The following is a 19,236-nucleotide window of genomic DNA, read 5'->3' as shown; positions in this document are numbered from 1 at the left end:
GGAGTCGTTCCCCCACGCGAGGTCGTCCCGCTACGTGGCTTCCTCGTCGCGCGCGGGTGCCTCTGTCCGGTGTGCTTCCTGCGGGCGGAGACGGCCGCGCCAGGCGCCGGTCGCGGCGTGGCGGTCCTCCACGAAGTCCTTGAACCGCCGGAGGTCGCCGGAGACCCGGCTCGACACGATGCCCAGCGCGACGGCCGCACGCTCCGCGGTGCCCTCCGGCTCGACCTCCATCGCCAGGCGCACGCGGGTGTGGCGGTCGTCGACCGGCGTGAAGGTCACGACGCCGCGCTGGCGGACCTCGCCGCCGACCGTGCGCCAGGCGATCCGTTCGTCCGGCAGCTGGTCGACGATCTCGGTCTCGAAGGCGCGCCGGAACCCGGCGATGCCGGTGCGCCAGCGCAGGTGCCGCGCGTCGGTCTGCTCGACCGCCACGACGCCGTGCATGAAGCGCGGAAACTCCTCGAACTGCGTCCACTGGTCGTACACCCGCCGCACCGGCGCGTCGACCGTGATCGTCCCCTGCACCACGTCGCCACCTCCTGGGCCGCCCGTACCTCCCATTCTCCGCCACCACCGCGCACGGCGGAGGGTGTCGGGCCGCGGAGGGTCTAGAGGGACCGGGGAAGCGGCGGCGGGCCGCCGAAGGCCTGCTCGCGGGCTTCCGCCAGGGCCAGGGCGAGGGCGCCCGAGAGCACCGGGTTTCCCGTGACGGCCGACAGGCGGACCCCGGCCCGGGAATGGGCGAGGACGCGGAGCTCGCGCTCGACCAGGGCGCGCAGCGGCTCGCCGCCCGCCGTGCAGAGCCGGCCCGCGAGGACGACCAGGCCCGGGTCGACGACGGTCACGATCGAGGCCAGCCCGGCGGCGAGCCGCGCCGCCACCGCGCCGAGGCCCGCCCGGGCCGCCTCCGCGCCCTCTTCGGACGTGCCCGCCCGGCGTACCGCCTCCGTCACCGACTCCGCGAAGTCGGCGCCCGGCACCCCGTGGGCGCGCAGCAGGTCCCGGACCGCGTCGCCGCCCGCCAGTTCCTGGTAGCCGTGGCGGCCGTAGTGGTCACCGGCCTCGCGTGCGGTCGGCGCGCCGGGGAGGGGGAGGTAGCCGACCTCGCCGGCGCCGCCGAAGTGGCCGCGGTGGAGGCGGCCGCCGATCATCAGCGCCGCGCCCAGGCCCTCGTCGGCCCAGAGGAGGACGAAGTCCGGGCAGTCGGCGGCGGCGTGGGCGCGTTCGGCGACGGCGGCGAGGTTGACGTCGTTCTCGATGCGGACGGGGAGGCCGAGCGCCTCGCCCAGCGTCCGCTCGACGTCGGGGAAGAGCCAGGCCGCCATGTCCTCCTCGCTGGCGTAGGCGAGGCGGCCGGTCGTCGGGTCCACTGCGCCCTGCACGCCGACCACGACGCTCCGCGGGGGCCGCGGCGCCGGGACCCGGCCGAGGGCCGTCCGCAGCGCCTCCACCAGGGCCTCCCGGTCCGGGCGCGCGGGCACGGGCGCCTCGCTCTCGCCGAGCACCGTGCCGGTGATGTCGGCGGTCCGGACGGCGACGCGCTCCGGCGACACGTCCACGGCGGTCGCGTAGGCCGCCGCGGGGTTGACCCGGTACGTCTCCGGGACCCGGCCCGGCAGGCCGGTCCGCAGGCCGTTGCCGACCACGAGTCCGGCGTCCTCCAGGCGGGCGAGGACCTGGGAGGCGGTGGGCTTGGAGAGGCCGGTGAGACGGCTCACCTCGGGGCGGGTGAGCGGCCCCTGACGCAGCAGCAGGTGGAGGGCGGCGCGGTCGTTCACCGCGCGCACGAGTCCCGGTGTCCCGCGGACGAGCTCCGTCACTTGCCCTCCGCCACGCAGGTCCGGCCAGGTGCGCAAGCATGATCCGCCGGTGCGCGCGATCAGCCTACAGCGCCCCGTCCCGGCGCAGGCGTGGCCCGTTCGGAGGACGCCCGGGGCGGTCGCGTGTCCCCCGGCGGAACGTTCCGTTGTGAGGGTGTGACCTCATCCCGACGCATCTCCTCGGTCCTCGCCGTCGCCGCGGCGTTCACCTGCCTGGGCGGCGCTGCCGCCACCCAGGCCGCCGCCGCGCCCGCCGGCCCGCTCGGACCGCCGATCAGCCCGATCGCCGAACTCGACTCCCTCGCGACCACCGGCATGCCGGAGGACGCCCGCGCCGCCTACCCGGGCGTCGGCGAGCAGCTCGGCGGCCTGAGCAGGGTCAACGAACTCCACCAGCTCCACCAGCTCACCGACCAGGCCGCGCCCGTCGCCGGTCTGCTTCCCGCGATCTCCACCTGACCGCCCCCGGAGCCGCCTCCCGGCCCCGTGCACGACCCCGGCGCCCGGACGGCCGCGATGCGACCGTCCGGGCGCCGGCGCGTTCCCGCGCACGGCGGCGACGGAAGCCCGGGGGAGGCCCGTCAGCGCAGGTCGAAGCGGTCCAGCTTCATCACCTTCGACCAGGCGGCGACGAAGTCGCGGACGAACTTCGCGCCCGCGTCCCGCGACGCGTACACCTCGGACAGGGCCCGCAGCTGGGCGTGCGAGCCGAAGACGAGGTCCACGGCCGTGCCCGTCCACTTCGGTTCGCCGGTGGCCCGGTCCCGGCCCTCGTAGACGTTCTCGTCGCCCTCCGAGACCTTCCACTCCGTCCCCATGTCCAGGATGTTGACGAAGAAGTCGTTGGTCAGGGTGCCGGGGCGGTCGGTGAGGACGCCGTGGCGGGCCCCGCCGTGCCCGGTGTCGAGCGCCCGCATGCCGCCGAGCAGCGCCGTCATCTCCGGCGCGGTCAGGGTCAGCATGCTCGCCCGGTCGAGGAGGAGCGTCTCCGGGGAGAGCTTCTCGCCGGGGGCCAGGTAGTTGCGGAAGCCGTCGGCACGCGGTTCGAGGACGGCGAAGGACTCCACGTCCGTCTGCTCCTGCGTGGCGTCCGTGCGGCCGGGCGCGAACGGCACGGTCACCGGGTGGCCGGCGTCCTTCGCGGCCTTCTCGACGGCCGCGCAGCCGCCGAGCACGATCAGGTCGGCCAGCGAGATCCGGGTGTCGTCGCTCCGCCCGGCGGCGAACTCCTCCCGGATCGTGTCCAGGGTCCGCAGCGCCTCGGTGATCTCGGGCAGGTCGTTGACCGCCCAGTCCTTCTGCGGCGCGAGCCGGATCCGCGCGCCGTTGGCGCCGCCGCGCTTGTCGGTGCCGCGGAAGCTCGCCGCCGACGCCCAGGCGGTGGTGACCAGCTGGGGCACGGTCAGGCCGGAGGAGAGGATCCGCTCCTTGAGGGCGGCGATGTCCTCGTCCGAGACGAGGCCGTGGTCGACCGGCGGCACCGGGTCCTGCCAGAGCTGCGGCTCCGGCACCCACGGGCCGAGGTAGCGGGAGACCGGGCCCATGTCACGGTGGAGGAGCTTGTACCAGGCCTTGGCGTACGCCTCCGCCAGGAGTTCCGGGTTCTCGTGGTAGCGGCGGGCGATCGGGCCGTACACCGGGTCCAGGCGCAGCGAGAGGTCGGTCGTCAGCATCATCGGCGCGTGCGACTTCGACCGGTCGTGCGCGTCCGGGACGGTGCCCTGGGCGGCCGGGTCGGTGGGCTTCCACTGCTGGGCGCCGGCGGGGCTGGTGGTGAGCTCCCACTCGTACCGGAAGAGGTTGTCGAGGAAGCCGTTGTCCCAGGTGGTCGGGTGGTTGGTCCAGGCGCCCTCCAGACCGCTGGTGAGGGCGTCGGAGCCGGATCCGGTGCCGTACGTGTTCTTCCAGCCGAGGCCCTGCTGTTCGACCGGGGCGGCCTCCGGCTCGGGGCCGATGTACTCGGGGTTCACGGCGCCGTGGCACTTGCCGAAGGTGTGGCCGCCGACGATGAGCGCGACCGTCTCCTCGTCGTTCATCGCCATCCGGGCGAAGGTCTCGCGGATGTCGCGGGCGGCGGCCAGCGGGTCGGGGTTGCCGTTCGGGCCCTCGGGGTTGACGTAGATGAGGCCCATCTGGACGGCGCCGAGCGGGCCCTTCAGGTCCCGGTCGCCGCTGTAGCGCTCGTCGCCGAGCCAGGTGTCCTCGGGGCCCCAGAAGATCTCCTCCGGCTCCCAGATGTCCTCGCGGCCGAATCCGAAACCGAAGGTCTTGAATCCCATGGATTCCATCGCGCAGTTTCCGGCGAGAACCAGAAGATCGGCCCAGGAGATCTTCTGTCCGTACTTCTGCTTCACCGGCCACAGCAGGCGGCGCGCCTTGTCCAGGCTGGCGTTGTCCGGCCAGCTGTTCAGCGGGGCGAATCGCTGTGCGCCGCTTCCGCCGCCGCCCCGGCCGTCGGCGATCCGGTACGTGCCGGCCGCGTGCCAGCTCATCCGGATGAAAAGCGGACCGTAATGGCCGTAGTCCGCCGGCCACCATTCCTGCGAATCCGTCATCAGGGCGATGACGTCCCGCCTCAGCTCCTCGACGTCGAGGCCCGCGAACTCCTTGGCGTAGTCGAACCCCTGGTCAAGGGGGTCGGCCTGCGGATCATTCCGATGGAGTACGGAGAGGTCCAGCTGGTTCGGCCACCAGTCCCGATTGGTGCGGGGGCGGGTGTCCTTCGGGGTGGGGGCGGAAATTGCCGGGTTCTCGCTGTCGCTGCCGGTCACGTACGGCCTTCTTCCTGTGCGTGTGCCTTTCCGCCGCCGGCCGGGATTCTCACGACGGCGCGTCCGTATGGTCGCGCACCGGCGTCCTTCCGGCCACGCGAACACGCAGGGCGCGGCGGTCCGGAAGACGGCGGACCGGAATTCCCCGGGGAAAGGCAGAGCGGCTCCGCGCCACGAGCCCGGGGGACCCGCCCACATACCCGGCGTACCGTGTCCGGTCCCGTGTTGAGGGCCCCGCGAACCGTTCCTACGCTGGGGCGAGAGAGACAGGAGGGCGCCGATGGCCACCGTCGCCGTGCACCGCGCCGTCCTCGGCGGCGGGCGCCCCACGCTCCCGTACGCGGAGACCGGGCGGCCCGGGAGCGGGCCGCCGCTCGTCCTCGTCCACGGGTACGCCGACTCCTGGTGGACCTTCGAGCCGATGCTGCGGGCCATGCCGGCCGTCATGCACGCCTACGCGCCCACCCAGCGCGGCCACGGCGACGCCGGCAAACCGGCCGAGGGCTACCTCCCGGAGGACTTCGCCGACGACCTCGTCGCCTTCCTCGACCACCTCGGCATCGAACAGGCCGTGCTCGTCGGCGGCTCCAGCGGCGGCGTCCAGGCGAGGATCGTCGCCGGCCGGCGGCCCGACCGGGTCGCCGGACTCGTCCTGCTCGGCACCCCCGCCCTGCTCGCCGACAAACCCGGGGTCGCCGCGGTCCGGGAGGCCGTCCAGAGCCTGGAGGACCCGGTGGACCGGGCGTTCGCCGCCGACTTCGTGCGGGGGCTCGGCGTGGGCCGGGTGGCGCCCGGCTTCCTGGAGACCGCCGTCGACGAGAGCCTGAAGGCGCCCGCCCGCGTCTGGCGCGAGACCCTGCGCGGACTCCTGGAGACGGACCTCGCGGCCACGCTCACCGGCATCCTCGTCCCCACCCTCGTCGTCTGGGGCGACCAGGACCCGGTCCTCACCCGTTCGGACCAGCAGCTGATCCTCGACGCGATCCCCGACTCCCGCCTCGCGGTCCACGAGGGCGCCGGGCACGTCGTGTACTGGGAGGACCCGGAACGGGTCGTGCGCGAACTCGCCGCCTTCGCCGCCGGGCTGCGCCGCTGAGCCGTGCGCCCCCGGGCCCGGGCCGCCAGGGCCCGCGGAAAAACCCGTGGACCGCCGCGCCCGCCCTCCGCCACACTCCGTCACCGTACGTGTCGGAACAGCGACGGAAGGTCGTGATGGGAACATCAGAACAACGCGACGGCGGACCGGGCAAGGGCTCCGTCCGCCTCGCGCTCCGCCATTACGGGGGAGAGATGGTGCGGCTCCGGAAGGTGGCCGTGCCCGCGCTGCTGCTGCCGGCGCTCGGCAACATCGGGATCCTGTACCTCGCCCCCCTGGTGGTCGCCAAGCTCGTCGGCCGGGTCGCCGACGGCGGCCCGGTCACTCTCGACTCGGTCCTGCCCTACGCCCTCGCCTTCGCCGCCGTCCTGCTGCTCGGCGAGGCGCTGTGGCGGGTCGGCTTCCACTGCCTCAACCGGCTCGACGCCCGCGGCATCGAGCACCTCTACGGCGTCGGCATGGACGAACTCCTCGCCAAGGACGCGGCGTTCTTCCACGACAACTTCGCCGGCTCCCTCACCAAGCGGGTCATCAGCTTCGCCGGCCGCTTCGAGGACTTCGTCGACACCCTGACCTTCCAGGTCATGGGCAGCCTCGTGCCGCTGCTCTTCGCCTCGGTCGTGCTCTGGCAGTACGACCCGCTGCTGGTCGTCGGCCTCCTGGTGATGATCGCCCTCACCGGCCTCTGCGTCTTCCCGCTGGTCCGCCGCCGCCAGCGGATCGTCGCCGACCGCGAGCAGGCCATCGCCCGGGTGTCCGGGCACGTCGCCGACGTGCTCACCAACATGGACAGCGTCCGCTCCTTCGCCGCCGAGGACCGGGAGGCGGCCGAGCACCGGACCCGGGCCGCCGAGTCGCGCCGGATCACCCTGCGCTCCTGGGACTACGGCAACCTGCGCATCGACACCCTCGTCGCGCCCCTCTCCGTCGTCACCAACGTGATCGGCCTGCTGCTCGCGCTGATGCTGGGGGCCGGGGAGCGGGGCGTGGAGGCGATCATCGTGGCCTTCACGTACTACGCCAACGCCACCCGGATCATGTTCGAGTTCAACCAGATCTACCGGCGCCTGGAGAGCTCCATGACGGAGGCCGCCCAGTTCACCGAACTCCTCCTGGAGCCGCCGACCGTCGTCGACCCGCCCGCGCCCGAACCCCTCCGGGACCGGTCGGGAGCGGTCCGCTTCGAGGGGGTGCACTTCGCCCACAAGGGCGCGGGGCCGCTCTTCGAAGGGCTCGACCTGGACGTGCCGAACGGCACCAAGGTCGGCTTCGTCGGCCGCTCCGGCGGCGGCAAGACCACGCTCACCCGGCTGCTGCTGCGGATGACCGACGTCGACGCGGGACGGATCCTGATCGGCGGTCAGGACATCAGCCGGATGCGCCAGTCGGACCTGCGGAGCCTCATCGCCTCCGTGCCGCAGGACCCGGCGATGTTCCACCGCACCCTCAGGGAGAACATCGCCTTCGCCCGGCCCGGGGCCACCGAGGCGGAGGTCCGCGGGGCCGCCGAGGCGGCCCACGTCACGGAGTTCGCCGACGCGCTGCCCGAGGGCTTCGACACCCTGGTCGGGGAGCGCGGCGTGAAGCTGTCCGGCGGTCAGCGGCAGCGGGTCGCGCTCGCCCGGGCGATCCTGCGCGACGCGCCCGTCCTCCTCCTCGACGAGGCGACCAGCGCCCTCGACTCCGAGAGCGAACTCCTCGTCCAGGACGCGCTGTGGCGGCTGATGGAGGGCCGGACGGCGCTCGTCGTCGCCCACCGGCTCTCCACCGTCGCCGGGATGGACCGGCTGGTCGTCCTCGACCACGGCCGGATCGTCGAGCAGGGCAGCCACCACGAGCTGCTCGCCGCGGAGGGCGCGTACGCGAAGCTCTGGCGGCACCAGTCGGGCGGCTTCCTCGACGAGGCCGAGGCCGACGCCGACCGCACCGGCCCGGAGGCCACCGTGTCCCGCTGAACCAGGAGCCGCCTCCCCCGCTCCCACCAGCGGGTTCGTCCGCTCCACCCGGCTCGGGGGGCTGCGGGCCGTGCGGGTGCGGACACGGTCCGCGTCTGCCAGCCTGGTGCCAGCGTGCCCGGCACAACGCCTTGACGGAAACCGTCCGTCCCACCGCCTCCGGGCGGTGGGACGGCGTACGACGGAAGGAGGCGGTCATGCTCATCGGCCACGCCTTCGAAGAGGGCGTCCTGCACCTGTCGCTCCCGGGCGACCTCGCCCTCACCAGCCGATCCGCCGCCGACCTGGAGGCGCAGGCCCTGGCCCACGCGCACCGGCCCCGGCTCGTCCGGGTCCAGCTCTCCACCGCCGACCCCTCACCCGCCTCGCTGAGCGTCCTCTCCCGCGTCCGCCGCTTCTGCGAGAACGTCCGCATACCCCTCACCGTCGTGGGCCCGGTCCGGGCCGCCGTCACGCAGCCCGAGGTGATTGATATGACTTAAGGGTCTTTTGTCCCTGTAAAGGCGTACCTCTTCGTTGCGACCATCGTGAGGGGAAGTCCACGGGGGAAACACGAGGAGGTCCTGTCGATGACCGGCACCACCACGCCGTACGGGGCGGGTGCCGCACCGGCACCGGGGAGCGGCACCGCCGTCTCCCCCCGGGTGATCGGGCTCGTTCTGGCCCTGGTCGCCGCGCTGTACGTGGTCGCACCCGCCATGAACGCGGCCGTCGCCCCCCTCGTGCACACCGATCTCGGTGTCAGCGCCGAGGACAACGCCGTCGCCCAGATCGCCGGCGCCTGCCTGGCCATCGGCGTCCTGGTGGCCACCGGCCGCGCCGGCGACCTCAAGGGGCGCCGGGTCACCCTCTCCGCCGCGCTGACGGCCCTCTGCTTCGGCTCGCTCGTCCTCGCGCTCTCCTTCGACCCCGCCACGTACGTGCTCGGGCGGATCCTGGTGGCCGCCGCGCTCGCCGCCGTCTTCGTCTCCTGCCTCGCCTTCATGACCACCGTCTCCATGCCCGGCCGCATCCGCCGGATCATGGGCGGCTGGCTCGCCGCCATGTCCGTCGGCTTCGTCCTCGCGGTCAACCTCGCCCCGCACGCCGCCGTCCTCACCGGCTGGCGCGTCACCGCCGCCCTCATGGCCGTCGCCGCCGGCGGCGCCCTGGTGCTCGTCCGCCGACTGCTCCCCGAGACCGCGGCGCTCGCCCGGGAGGCGCTGCCCGACCCCGTCCGCACGGTCTCCCGCGTCCTGTGCGCCGTCGCACTTGCGGCCGCCCTCCAGCTCGCCCCGCTCTGGGGCTGGCAGGACCACCGCGTCGGCGCCCTGCTCGCCGCCGCCGCGCTCGCCTGCGCCGTCGCCCGGCTCCGCGGCCTGCGCCGCACCTCGGAGCGCCGCCGCGCCGAGCAGGTGCCGGGCGTCGTGTGGACCGGGGCGCTCGTCGCCGGCCTCGCCCTCGGCTTCACCCAGGTCGTCCTCACCATGGCCGTGCCGGCGCTCGTCACCTCCGTCGGCTTCCCCACGGCGACCGCGGCCCTGGTGCTCTCCACCTTCGGGCTCGGCGGCGCGGCCGCCTGCCTGCTGATCCGGTACCGGGCCGTCTCCCCGCTCGCCGGCGCCTCCCTCGGCCTGCCGCTGGCCGCCCTCGGGCTCGCCCTGCTGCACGCCCTGGTCGACCACGCCTCGCACGCCCTCGCCGGCGGCTTCGCCGTCGTCACCCTCATCGGCTTCGGCACCATGCTGGCCACCGCCCCGCAGATGGCCCGCTTCCTCGCCGCTGTCCCCCGTCCCCACCTGGGCGTGAACGCGGCCCTGCTGCCCTCGGCGATCCTCGTCGGCACCGCCGCCGCCCAGGCCCTGCCCTACACCTCGGCCCTCGGCCCGATGCCGCTGCCGGCCGAGGCCCGCGAACTGCTGTGGGTCGGCACGATCGTGGTCGCGGCCGCCGCGCTCGCCCTCGGCCGGCCCGTCGTCGCCCTCGCCGTGGCGGCGGCCTCGGTCCTCCAGTACGTGATGGTGGACGCCGACACCAGCCAGCCCATGAGCGTCATCGTGGCGCTCGGCGTCGGCGCCGCCGCCGGTGCCGTCGCCTGGTCGCGCCGCGAGCAGACCGAGCGGCTGACCCGGACCCGGGAGACCGCGACCGCCCTCCAGTGCGCCGTCCTCCACCCCATCCCGCCCCGCCTCGGCGAGCTCCGGCTCGCCGGGCTCTACCGGCCCGCCACCGCGGGCACCGCCATCGGCGGCGACTTCCTGGAAGCCCTCGACACCCCCTACGGCACCCGCATCCTCATCGGCGACGTGCGCGGCAAGGGCCTCCAGGCCGTCCAGACCGTCACCGACCTGCTGGGCTGCTTCCGCAGCCAGGCCCACGAGACCGAGGACCTCGGCGAGGTCGCGGCCGCCCTGGACCGGCAGGTCCGGCGGGCCGCCCTGGCCCGGGGCGACGAGGAGCTCTTCGCCACCGCCCTGCTGCTCCAGCACTCCGTCCCCTCGCGGGAGCTGCACGCCGTGAACTGCGGCCACCTCGCTCCGCTGGAGGTCGGCCCCGGCCACGCCCGCGAGCTGGACGTCCCCGCCGTGCTCCCCCTCGGCCTCGGGCTCCTCGACGCCGCCGGAGCCGTACGACCGCACCGGCTCGCCCTCGCCCCCGGCGCCACCCTGCTGACCCACACCGACGGCCTCAGCGAGGCGCGGAACTCCACCGGCGAGTTCTACCCCGTGGCCGACCGGCTCTCCGCCGTCGGCCGCCACGCGCCCGACGAGCTGGTCCGCCACCTCGACGACGACGTCCGCGACTGGACCCACCACCTCGCCGACGACATCGCCGTCGTCGCCCTCGGCGCCCGCTGAACGCCGGTCCCGGGATGCGGCGCGCCCGGCGCTGCCGTTGACTGGGGCCGACGCGCACGTGTGACCCGAGGGAGACCACGACATGACCGCACGCTGGGTACGGGGCGCCGCCGGCGGCCTGCTGGCGGGAGCCGTCCTGATGGGCACGGCCGGCTGCTCCGACGACGGCGACAACCCCGTCTCGGGGGCGGTCAGCGAGGCCGCCTCCGCCGTCGCCTCCGCCGCCGAGGGCCTCTCGGAGGCCGCCTCCCGGGCGGTGAAGCAGGCCGAGGAGCAGATGGCGGAGATCAAGGACGGCGTCGACGCCAAGGACGAGGTGACGCTCGGCGACCCCGCCACCGACGCCGACGGCCGCACCACCGTCCCGCTCACCGTGAGGAACACCGACGACGCGACGCGGTCCTTCGCGGTCCAGGTCCAGTTCAAGGACGGCGACGGCAAGCTGGTCGACGCGGTCGTCGTCACCATCTCGGACGTCCCCGGCGGAAAGCCCGGCGACGGCACCGCCCGCAGCACGCACAAGCTCTCCGGCACCGTGACCCCGTCCGTCGCCTCCGCCCTGCGGTACTGACCGGGCCCCGCCGGGGTTCCCGGCGGAAAACCGGTACCGTCCCGGCCGTCCGGTGCGCAGACTCCTCCCATGACCGACATGGACGCCTTCCGGTCCGCCGTCGCCGCATGGGCGGCCGGAGGGACCGGCGACGCCGCGCGCGCACTCGCGGCGCGCCTGCCCGTGCACACCGTGGTGCTCCTCGAAGGGCGCAGCGACGTGGCGGCCGTCGAGGCGCTGGCCGCCCGGCGGGGCCGCGACCTGGCCGCCGAGGGCGTCTGCGCGCTCTCCATGAACGGCGTCACCAACGCCGCCCGGTACGCCCGGCTCCTCGGCCCGCCCGGCCTCGGCCTGCGCCTGACCGGCCTCTGCGACGACGCCGAGCGCGCCCACTACACCCGGGGCCTGGCGGCCGCCGGGGCCGACCCGGACGCCTTCTTCGTCTGTGTCGCCGACCTGGAGGACGAGCTGATCCGCGCCCTCGGCGTGGACCGGGTCGGCGAGCTGGTCGTGGCCGAGGGGGAGGGGCGGGCCCTGCGCACCTTCCTCAACCAGCCCGCCCAGCGCGACCGCAGCCCCCTGCTGCGGATGCGCCGCTTCCTGGGCACGACCTCGGGCCGGAAGATCCGCTACGGCCGGATCCTCGTCGAGGGCCTCGACCTCGCCCGCGTACCGGCCCCGCTCGACGGGCTCCTCGCCTCGCTCTGAGCGGTCCCGCCCGGCACCGGGGTCACGGCGTGACGATCGGGAAGTCCGGCTGCGGTGCGTCCAGCAGGCCCAGGAGCCGGGACAGCAGGTCCCGGTCGCCGGTCATCGTGATCCCGGCGGTGCCCTGGCCCGCGAGGAGCCGCAGGAGCTGGGGCCGGGTCATCGTCATCGTCAGCCCCGCGTCCGGCGCGGGCCGGTCGTCGCTCGTCCAGGTCAGCAGGCCGTTGACGAGCCGCAGGTGCCAGTAGGCGCCGTCGACGTGCCAGTCGACGAGGATGCGCAGCGGCCAGGCCCGGGGGCCGTCGACCCGGACGGCCAGGCTGTCGACGATCTGCCCGACGGTGAGCGCCAGATACAGGTCGGGGCCGAGGGTCGCGGTGGCGTGCGGGGTGATGCCGTGGACCAGCTCCTGGGCGGCGGTGAGGTAGAAGTTGCGCCAGACGGCGTTCTCGACGGCCTGGCCCAGGCGGGTGTAGAGCCCGGCCAGCTGGCGCCTGGTGCGGGTGTTCCCCGGCTCGTCGAAGACGGCGTGGTTGAGCAGGGTGACGGCGAAGCGAAGGTCGCCGCGGTCGGCGTAGTGCCGGGCACGGGCCCGGACGGCGGCCTGCCCGCCGAGCGTCTCGACCCAGCGACGGGCCTCCTCGGCCGGCGGGTGCTCCCACAGGTGGGCCGGGTTGCCGTCGAACCAGCCCATGTAGCGCTGGTACACGGCCTTCACGTTGTGGCTGAGCGAGCCGTAGTAGCCGCGGTTCGCCCAGACGCCTTCGAGTGCGGGCGGCAGCCGGAAGGTCTCGGCGATCTCGGTGCCGGTGCGGCCCTGGTTGATCAGGCGGACGGTCTGGTCGTGCAGATAGCCGTAGAGGTCCCGCTGGTGGGTGAGGAGCTCGACGATGGCGTCGTTGCCCCAGGTGGGCCAGTGGTGGGAGGCGAAGGCGACGTCGGCGGCGCCGGCGTAGAGGCCGATGGACTCGGTGAGGTAGCCGGCCCAGGCGTGCGCGTCGCGGACCTGGGCGCCGCGGAGGGTCAGGATGTTGTGCATGGTGTGGGTGGCGTTCTCGGCCATGCACACGGCCCGCAGGTCGGGGAAGAGGAAGTTCATCTCCTCCTGGGCCTCGGTCCCGGGCGTCATCTGGAAGCGGATCCGCACCCCGTCGAGGGTGACCTCCTCGCCGGTCGCCGTGATGGACCGGGTCGGCGGGATCAGTCCGACGGTGCCGAGCGAGACGCTCGGGCCGAGCCCGCAGCCGACCTGGGCGGCGGCGCTCCTGGGGAGCGTGGAGCCGTACATGTAGGCGGCGCGGCGGGCCATGGCGGTGCCGACGTACACGTTCTCGCTGACCGCGTGCTCCATGAACCCCTGGGGGGCGAGGACGGGTACGCCGTCGGCGCCGTCCGGCAGGACGCCCCGGCAGCCGCCGAAGTGGTCGACGTGCGGATGGGTGTAGATCAGGGCGCGGACGGGGCGGTCGCCGCGGTGCTCGCGGTAGAGCGCGAGCGCGGCGGCGGCGGTCTCGGCGGAGATCAGCGGGTCGATGACGATGACGCCGGTGTCGCCCTCGACGAGGGTCATGTTGGACAGGTCCAGGCCTCTGACCTGGTAGATCCGCTCGGTGACCCGGTACAGCCCCTGGCGTGACAGGAGTCGTGCCTGGCGCCACAGGCTGGGGTCCACGGTGGTGGGCGTGCGGCCCTCGGCCTCGGCCTCGCGCACGAAGTCGTACGCCGCCGGGTCCCAGGCGATCCGGCCGTCGGCCGTGGTGACGGGCCCGCCGGTGAAGGCGGCGACGAAGCCGCGGTCGGCGTCGGCGAAGTCGGCCGCGTCGTCGTACGGCAGCCCGTCGGTCCGGGTGGGGGTGGGCGTGGACGGCGAGCCGTGGGAGGCCGGGAGGGCCTGGGCGGTCTGGGGGTTGAGGGAGACGGCGGCCGCGGCGGCGCCCATGGTGGCCGCGACGAAGCCGCGCCGGTCGATCGGAGTCATGCCGTACGCACCCTTCCTGGTCGGGCGCCCACTATTGCAGTCTGACTGCAATACGCGTCAAGGGGTCGGCGGCACGCGGAAGGTCCGGGCGCCCGGAGGGGCGTCCGGTGGTCCCGGCGGATGATCACTCCGTGGAGTCGGGCTCCCGTGCGCCGAGCAGGGCCCGCAGGGTCCGGGCGAGCGCCGCGCCGGCGGCGGCCCCGTCGAGGCCGCGGCGGGCGCGCAGGTGGTCCCAGGCCGCCCAGGAGGAGGCGGCGTCGAGGGCGTCCAGGAGCCCGCCGGGGGCGTCGGCGCCCGGGACCGGGGCCAGCTCGGGGGCGAAGGCCGCCGCGAGGTCCGCCCGGAACCACGCGTCGCCCGCCGCCATCACCTCGCGCAGCCCGGGGGAGTCCGGCTCCAGGCCGAGGCCGATCCGGCGGATCGGGGTCATCACCTCGTACATCCGCCCGCGCTGGTCGAGGAGCGCCGTCACCTTGCGGGCCGTCCCCCACTCCGGCGGCACCGCCTCGGCGTGGGCGCGCCACCGCTCCGCCTGGCGGCGGGCGGCGGCCACGTACAGGGCCTCGCGGTCGGCGAAGTGCACGAAGACGGTCCGCTCGGAGACCCCGGCCCGCTCCGCGACCGCCTTCCGCGTCGGCTCCCGCCCGGTCTCGGCGACCAGCTGGAGCAGCGCGTCCACCAGCGCCCCGTACGTCCACTCCGGATCCCGCCTCCGGCGCCGCGCCGCGCCCGTGCCGTTTCCGCCCACCGTCTCGCTCACCGGCCCATGGTGACAGAGCGCCAGGACGCCGGAGCGCAGGCCGGGGCGTCAGTCCGGGGGCGTGAGGGACTCGATGGCGCGGTCCAGCGCCGTCAGCAGGGCGTCCGCCTCCCCGGGGGCGTAGAGCATCCGCAGGGCGAGGCCGTCGGAGACGGCGATGAGGGCGTCGGCGGTGGCCGTCGGCAGTGTGGTGCCGTCGGCGGCGAGGCGCCGGGCGAGCGCGTCGCGCACCTCGCGGTCGACGTGGCGGCGGACCTCGGCGAGGCGGGGGTGGTGGGCCGCGTGCACCGCGAAGGCCAGCTGTGCGGCCGCCTCGGCGCGCCGCTCCTCGTCCAGCGGCAGGGTGGCGCCGATCAGTTCGCGCAGCGCCCGCCGCAGCGGCAGGGACGGGTCGACCGTCCGCAGCCGGGCCTCGATCCGCTCCCCGGAGAGCTCGGAGGCGAAGAGGAGCAGGTCCTCCTTGGAGCGGAAGTACTTCTGGACCGCGCCGGGGGAGCGGCCGCTCGCCGCCGCCACCGTGCGCACGCTGACCTGGTCGAGGCCCTCCTCGCCGGCCAGGCGCAGCAGGGCCTCGCCGATCTGCCGCCGCTGTTCCGACCGGTCGACCGTCTTCGGCATCGTCACGTCCCTCGGTGTCGTCGCACCCCCCGTTTTTGAGATACGGTCGTATTCTAACGAACGGGGGAACACATGGAAGAGCAGCCCGCACGGCCCGCCGGCCCGATGCGCCGGCAGGACGCCGTCCCCGGCGTGCGCGTCTCCGACCGCGACCGCGACGCCGTCGTCGCACTCCTCGCCGTCGCCCTGACCGAGGGCCGGCTGGACGCCCGCGAGCACGCCGAGCGCGTCGGAGCCGCCCTCGCCGCCCGCACCGCGGGCGAACTCGCCGGCCTCACTGCCGACCTGCCCGCGCCCCGGCCCACGCCCGAGGAGCGCGAGCGGGCGGAACGCGCCGAGTGGTACGCCGAGTGGCGCTACTGGCTCGGCGGCCTCGTCGTCCTGTCCGCGATCTGGGGCGCGAACTGCCTGCGCGACGGCGAACTCGACTTCTACTGGCCGGTGACCCCGCTCGCCGTCTGGGCGGCGTTCCTCGTCGCCGCCGCGCTCCGTCCGGGCGACAAGAAGGACGACGACACCGCCTGACACGCCCCGGGGGACGCGTCGAGGTCCCGACTTCGGGGTAAACAGAGACCGAACGCCTCCTCTCCCGAACGGACTTGTGTGCGTTGAGCATGCCACTCGGATCCCGTGTGCCAGGCAGGACCTGGACGATTCGCCTCACCGGCCACCACGACCACTCGGCGCGGGTCAGCTGCACCACCGCGGGCTGCCGCATGCCCGACCGCTCCAAGGACGTCCGCGCGCTGCGCGCCTTCGCCGCCGAGCACGTGCGGGCGCACGCCCGCCTCGCGACCCCGCGCCCGAACGCCGCGTGCGCCTGCGGCGGGGCCGGCTGCCGCCACCACCAGGCCCGGGCGCTCTGCTCGGGCCGCACCCTCCTCGTCCTCATCCACAACCCGGCCGTCGGCGAGGTGTGGACGCTCGCCGAGATCTGCGAGGCGTGCGCCCCGCTGATCACCCACGCCCGGATCGTGGCCCGCGCCGCGAGCCCCGCCGAGCCCCGGCGGCCCGAGCGGGTCCCGGAGCCGCGCTCGGCGTCCCCGGCCGCCCCCGCCGTCGCCGGCGGCCCGGGCGTCCCCGTCCTGTTCTCCTCCCCGGAGGCGGCCGGCGGCGCCACCGACCCCGCCGGCTCCCGCCAGGGCAGACGGCCCCGCCGGGGCGGCGGCCGCGGCAACCGCGCGGGCGGCGGCCGGTACTGACCCCGGCGGTACGGCTCCGGCCGCGGCCCGGCTACCCCTGCCGGGGGAGGAACGCCGGGCGCAGGGCCGGGTCGACCGGGTCGTAGTAGCGGTGGAAGACCGGCGTGGCCGAGCCCGACATCGGCGGGACGATCCAGCTCCAGTCGGTGGGCGTCGGCCGGCCGTGCCGCCGCTCCCGCTCGACATGGCGCAGGAAGCGCCCGGTCTCGGTGTGGTGGTCCGTCATCGTGACGCCGTCCGCCTGGAAGGAGTGCAGCACCGCCACGTTCAGCTCCACCATCGCCCGGTCCCGCCACAGCGTCCGCTCCGAGGAGCGGTCCAGGCCCAGGCGCTCCGCGACCAGCGGCAGCAGGTCGTACCGGTCGGTGTCGGCGAGGTTCCTGGCGCCGATCTCGGTGCCCATGTACCAGCCGTTGAACGGCGCCGCCGGATACCGCACCCCGCCGATCTCCAGGACCATGTCGCTGATCGCCGGCACCGCGTACCAGCGCAGCCCGAGGTCGGCGAACCAGGTGTGGTCGGGATGGCGCAGCGGCACCTCGCGGACGGTGCCGTCCGGCAGTTCGTACCACTCCGGACGGGCGTCCGGCCGCTCCCGCACCATCAGCGGCAGCACCTGGAAGGGCTCCTCCTCCCGCTTCCAGCCCAGCTCACGGGCGAGCGCCGTGGTGGCCGCCGCGCGCGGATCGCCGACCCAGCGGCCGTCGGCGGCGCGGTGCCCGGCGTACCGGACCAGCTGGTCGTTGACGATCCGGGGCGCGGGGCGGCCCGGCCGGTCCGGGGCGAAGACGGTGAGGACCGGGCGGATCCGCCCGCCCTTGTCCGCCAGCCGCAGGTGCTCGGCGCAGGCGGCTGCGACCCCGTCGGCGGTCGACACCCCCCGGAGGTCCCGCACGACGAGGCTGTTCCAGTAGAGCCGGCCGACGCAGCGGGCCGCGTTGCGCCAGGCCGCCTGGGCGCCGTAGGACAGCTCCTCCGGGGTGTGCTCGTAGGTGCCGGTGCGGGCGATCTCGGCCCGCACCCGACGGACCCGGGCGTCGGCGTCCCCGCTGCCGGGAACCTCGTCGTGGAACGTCCGGACGAACTCCTCCGCCTGCCGCCGGTCCACCCGCTCGGGCTCGCGCGGGGCGGGGGGTGGTACGGCGGCGGGGCCGGGGGCCGCGACGGCGGCCGAGTACGGGCATGCGGCGCCGGCGGGGGCGGCCGCGCGGCGACGGATCAGACTGAAGACCAAGGTGTTTCCTCCCTGGCCCCATGACTACCGTACGGAGTCGTCCGGCTGTGGAGAGTGCGCGGACTCGGTCAGGAAGCGCGGTCCGTCCTGGTATGGTGCCCGGCCTCGGCGCCTCACGACGCGGTCAGGACGTCCTCGCGCACCCGCTCCAGGACCAGGCCCCCGTCGAGCCGGACCCGCGCCGTGACGACCGGACGCCGGTTCCGGTACGCGTTCCACGCCGGTTCCAGCGCGCGCACCTGCTCCTCCGCCCGCTCCCGGCTCGCCTGCGGCATCTGGGCGCCGAACGACTCCAGGAGCGAGACGAGGCGCTCGTACTCCGCCGCCTCCGGGTCCGGCCGCGACTCCTCCGGGGCGTCGACCCGCTCGACGAACCCCTCCGTGCCCGCCCCGACCAGCAGCGCCCCGGCGACCGCGGCCGGCTCCTCGGCCGGGTCGCCGGCCACCGTGACCGTCCCGGCCACCCTCAGATCGACCGCGAGGCGCACCCGCAGGCCCTGTGTGAGCGTCATCCGGCCTTCTTAGCACGGCCGGCTCCGGCCGGGACCAGGGCCCCGTCGCACCCGGCCCGCGCCACCAGGAGAGCCGTGGTGTCGTCGTGCGGCCCCGGGGCGCCGAACCGGTCCAGGTCCTCCGCGAGCAGCCCGGGGAGCCGGTCGGAGGGCTCACGTGCCCAGTCCCGCAGCCGCCGTTCCAGCGGATAGAACGCGCCGTGCGCGTCGCGGGTCTCGGAGACGCCGTCGGTGAACATCAGCAGCCGGTCGCCGGGGCCGAACGCCACCTCCTCGACCGTGAACGGGACGTCGACCGGCAGCGGCAGATGGACCGGCACCGAGGGCGCGGACAGCTCGACCGCCTCCACGGCCCCGTCCCGCTGCAGCACCGGCGCCGGGTGCCCACAGCTGAGCAGCCGGATCACCGGCCGGTCGTCGGGGATCTCGGCGAGCAGCACCGTCGCGAAGCGGTCGGCGGCCTCGGACTCCGGTGCCCGCTCCGCGTACCGGGCCAGGCAGGCCTCCAGGTTCCGGGCGATCGACGGGAGGTCGGGCGCCGTGTAGGCGGCCTCGCGGAACGAGCCGAGGAGCAGCGCCGCCGCCTCCACCGCGGGCAGGCCCTTGCCCTGGACGTCGCCGAGCACGATCCGGACGCCGCCGCGGACCTTCAGCGCCTCGTAGAAGTCGCCGCCGACCTGCGCGTACGCGGCGGAGGCCGCGTACAGCAGCCGCAGCTCGACGGTGCCCAGGCGGGGCGGAGGAGGGCGCAGCACGGCCCACTGGGCGGCCTCCGCGACCGCCTTGATCCGGTGGACCTCCGTCTCGCGGCGCTGCCGGGCGCGGCTGGCGACGGCGGCGGCGAGGACGACCAGCGCGAGGACCACCTCGTTGCCGAGGAGCGAGGGGTACAGGTCGCCGCCGCGCGCGACGGCGAGGACGGCGTTGGCGACCATCGTGAGCGCGCCGATCGCGGCCGTGCCCCGGGCGGACCACGTGGCCGAGGCGAGCGCGGGGGCGGCGACGAGGAAGCGGTCGAAGCGTGCCTGCCGGGAGGTGAGCAGGTCCGCGAGGACGGCGGTGACGATCACCAGGAACGGCAGCGCCCGCCCGAGGACGTAGCGCAGCTCCGCACGGCGGAACCCCGACCGGGGCGCCTGGGGGGGCTCGGCCCGATGAGCACGGTCGGTTCCGGGGTCATGGGTCTCCTTCGGCG

General features: G+C 75.1%; 18 protein-coding genes. 9 read left to right on the top strand and 9 right to left on the bottom strand.

Annotated features, from left to right (window positions below):
* Positions 1-30 precede the first annotated feature (30 nt).
* Entirely contained in the window at positions 31-528 is a 498-nt protein-coding gene (locus AB0E19_RS02780; RefSeq protein WP_362172054.1) for an SRPBCC family protein, read from the bottom strand.
* An 80-nt stretch (positions 529-608) separates the two neighbouring features.
* On the bottom strand, positions 609-1,820 hold the full coding sequence (locus AB0E19_RS02775) for an ROK family transcriptional regulator (protein WP_362172051.1): 1,212 nt from the start codon (positions 1,818-1,820) through the stop codon (positions 609-611).
* 156 nt (positions 1,821-1,976) lie between these two features.
* On the opposite strand from AB0E19_RS02775, the gene AB0E19_RS02770 reads away from it, so the two are divergent.
* Positions 1,977-2,279, top strand: a complete 303-nt coding sequence (locus tag AB0E19_RS02770) for a hypothetical protein (protein WP_362172048.1) — start codon at positions 1,977-1,979, stop codon at positions 2,277-2,279.
* 122 nt (positions 2,280-2,401) lie between these two features.
* Here the strand turns inward: AB0E19_RS02770 and katG are convergent, their stop codons facing one another.
* Positions 2,402-4,591, bottom strand: a complete 2,190-nt coding sequence (katG, locus tag AB0E19_RS02765; protein ID WP_362172046.1) for a catalase/peroxidase HPI — start codon at positions 4,589-4,591, stop codon at positions 2,402-2,404.
* 280 nt (positions 4,592-4,871) lie between these two features.
* Here katG and AB0E19_RS02760 point away from each other — a divergent pair, with 280 nt between their 5' ends.
* From AB0E19_RS02760 to AB0E19_RS02735, 6 genes are all read left to right on the top strand, one after another.
* Complete coding sequence (locus AB0E19_RS02760) at positions 4,872-5,687, top strand: alpha/beta fold hydrolase (protein ID WP_362172043.1); 816 nt, start codon at positions 4,872-4,874, stop codon at positions 5,685-5,687.
* 116 nt (positions 5,688-5,803) lie between these two features.
* Positions 5,804-7,642, top strand: a complete 1,839-nt coding sequence (locus AB0E19_RS02755) for an ABC transporter ATP-binding protein (RefSeq protein ID WP_362172040.1) — start codon at positions 5,804-5,806, stop codon at positions 7,640-7,642.
* Positions 7,643-7,839: 197 nt separating this feature from the next.
* Entirely contained in the window at positions 7,840-8,124 is a 285-nt protein-coding gene (locus tag AB0E19_RS02750) for a hypothetical protein (RefSeq protein WP_362172037.1), read from the top strand.
* A gap of 87 nt (positions 8,125-8,211) precedes the next feature.
* Positions 8,212-10,479, top strand: a complete 2,268-nt coding sequence (locus AB0E19_RS02745; RefSeq protein ID WP_362172034.1) for a SpoIIE family protein phosphatase — start codon at positions 8,212-8,214, stop codon at positions 10,477-10,479.
* A gap of 82 nt (positions 10,480-10,561) precedes the next feature.
* Positions 10,562-11,050: a hypothetical protein gene (locus AB0E19_RS02740; protein WP_362172031.1), complete on the top strand. Its 489-nt coding sequence runs from the start codon at positions 10,562-10,564 to the stop codon at positions 11,048-11,050.
* A gap of 69 nt (positions 11,051-11,119) precedes the next feature.
* Positions 11,120-11,737, top strand: a complete 618-nt coding sequence (locus tag AB0E19_RS02735) for a TOPRIM nucleotidyl transferase/hydrolase domain-containing protein (protein ID WP_362172027.1) — start codon at positions 11,120-11,122, stop codon at positions 11,735-11,737.
* A gap of 22 nt (positions 11,738-11,759) precedes the next feature.
* Here the strand turns inward: AB0E19_RS02735 and AB0E19_RS02730 are convergent, their stop codons facing one another.
* The 3 genes from AB0E19_RS02730 to AB0E19_RS02720 all read right to left on the bottom strand — a co-directional run bounded on the left by AB0E19_RS02730 (position 11,760) and on the right by AB0E19_RS02720 (position 15,093).
* A complete protein-coding gene (locus AB0E19_RS02730; RefSeq protein ID WP_362172024.1) occupies positions 11,760-13,715 on the bottom strand; it encodes an alkyl sulfatase dimerization domain-containing protein in 1,956 nt (651 codons plus the stop codon).
* A 124-nt stretch (positions 13,716-13,839) separates the two neighbouring features.
* Positions 13,840-14,475 carry a TetR/AcrR family transcriptional regulator gene (locus AB0E19_RS02725; RefSeq protein ID WP_362172021.1) on the bottom strand — a complete coding sequence of 212 codons (636 nt, stop codon included), beginning with the start codon at positions 14,473-14,475 and terminating at the stop codon, positions 13,840-13,842.
* Positions 14,476-14,523: 48 nt separating this feature from the next.
* Positions 14,524-15,093, bottom strand: a complete 570-nt coding sequence (locus AB0E19_RS02720; RefSeq protein WP_362172018.1) for a TetR/AcrR family transcriptional regulator — start codon at positions 15,091-15,093, stop codon at positions 14,524-14,526.
* 72 nt (positions 15,094-15,165) lie between these two features.
* Here AB0E19_RS02720 and AB0E19_RS02715 point away from each other — a divergent pair, with 72 nt between their 5' ends.
* Positions 15,166-15,618, top strand: coding sequence for a DUF1707 domain-containing protein (locus AB0E19_RS02715; RefSeq protein WP_362172015.1), 453 nt, complete (start codon positions 15,166-15,168; stop codon positions 15,616-15,618).
* 107 nt (positions 15,619-15,725) lie between these two features.
* A complete protein-coding gene (locus AB0E19_RS02710; protein ID WP_362172012.1) occupies positions 15,726-16,295 on the top strand; it encodes a hypothetical protein in 570 nt (189 codons plus the stop codon).
* 31 nt (positions 16,296-16,326) lie between these two features.
* Here AB0E19_RS02710 and AB0E19_RS02705 read toward each other — a convergent pair whose 3' ends face one another.
* The 3 genes from AB0E19_RS02705 to AB0E19_RS02695 form a co-directional block, all read right to left on the bottom strand.
* A complete protein-coding gene (locus AB0E19_RS02705; RefSeq protein WP_362172330.1) occupies positions 16,327-17,403 on the bottom strand; it encodes a nitric oxide synthase oxygenase in 1,077 nt (358 codons plus the stop codon).
* Between the two features lie 239 nt (positions 17,404-17,642).
* On the bottom strand, positions 17,643-18,041 hold the full coding sequence (locus AB0E19_RS02700) for a hypothetical protein (protein WP_362172009.1): 399 nt from the start codon (positions 18,039-18,041) through the stop codon (positions 17,643-17,645).
* Positions 18,038-19,111, bottom strand: coding sequence for a PP2C family protein-serine/threonine phosphatase (locus AB0E19_RS02695; RefSeq protein WP_362172006.1), 1,074 nt, complete (start codon positions 19,109-19,111; stop codon positions 18,038-18,040). Before AB0E19_RS02695 ends, AB0E19_RS02700 begins: the two co-directional genes overlap by 4 nt.
* Positions 19,112-19,236: the final 125 nt, after the last annotated feature.

Source organism: Streptomyces sp. NPDC047974, from assembly GCF_040653375.1.
Taxonomy (GTDB): Bacteria; Actinomycetota; Actinomycetes; order Streptomycetales; family Streptomycetaceae; genus Streptomyces.
This window is presented reverse-complemented; position numbering and strand designations above follow the sequence as displayed.